Source organism: Mycobacterium sp. 1165178.9 (assembly GCF_001673555.1).
GTDB lineage: Bacteria > Actinomycetota > Actinomycetes > Mycobacteriales > Mycobacteriaceae > Mycobacterium.
This window is the reverse complement of sequence record NZ_LZMB01000125.1, coordinates 1-655: the sequence shown is the minus strand read 5'-3', so window position 1 is coordinate 655 and position 655 is coordinate 1. Positions and strand designations below refer to the sequence as shown.

The 655-nt window shown below is 66.4% G+C and carries 2 protein-coding genes; both read right to left on the bottom strand.

The window, feature by feature from the left end; all coding sequences use genetic code 11:
* On the bottom strand, positions 1–310 hold a 310-nt coding region (locus tag A5652_RS06015), incomplete at its 3' end, for a biotin/lipoyl-containing protein (protein WP_304441763.1).
* Positions 307–655, bottom strand: a 349-nt coding sequence (locus A5652_RS06010) for a transketolase C-terminal domain-containing protein (RefSeq protein WP_304441762.1), incomplete at its 5' end; no start/stop codon positions are given. The genes A5652_RS06015 and A5652_RS06010, both read right to left, overlap by 4 nt.

Sequence of the window (655 nt, the reverse complement as noted above, 5' to 3'; positions counted from 1 at the left end):
CTTGGTCAGCACCGCGGTCGGCGCCGCCGAAGAGGCGCAGCGACAACGTGGTTGGAGCCTGGAGGTCATCGATCTGCAGCAGCACCGCTCCCACGCTGACCGTATCGCCTTCGGCGCCATTCCTTTCGACGATCCGTCCGGCGTACGGGCTCGGGATTTCCACCTCGGCCTTGGCGGTCTCCACCGTGCACAGCACCTGATTGAGCTCGACATCGTCCCCGATCGCCACGTGCCACTGCGTCACGGTGACTTCTTCCAGTCCCTCGCCGAGGTCGGGGACGCGAAACGGCTTGATACGCCCGTCACTCATGGCTGCGCCAACACGCGTTCGACGCAATCCAGCAGCCGGTCGGGTCCGGGCAGCCACCACTTTTCCAGCCGCGCCGGCGGGTACGGGGTGTCGAACCCGCACGCGCGCAACACCGGCGCCTCAAGCTCGTAAAACAACTCCTCTTGAATGCGGGCGGCCACACCCGCTCCATACCCCAGGCTTCTCGGGCCCTCGTGCATCACCACGCAGCGTCCGGTCCGGTGGATCGATGAGGCGACGGTATCGAAGTCGAGTGGCACCAGGGACCGCAGATCGATGACCTCCAGGCTCCAACCACGTTGTCGCTGCGCCTCTTCGGCGGCGCCGACCGCGGTGCTGACCAAG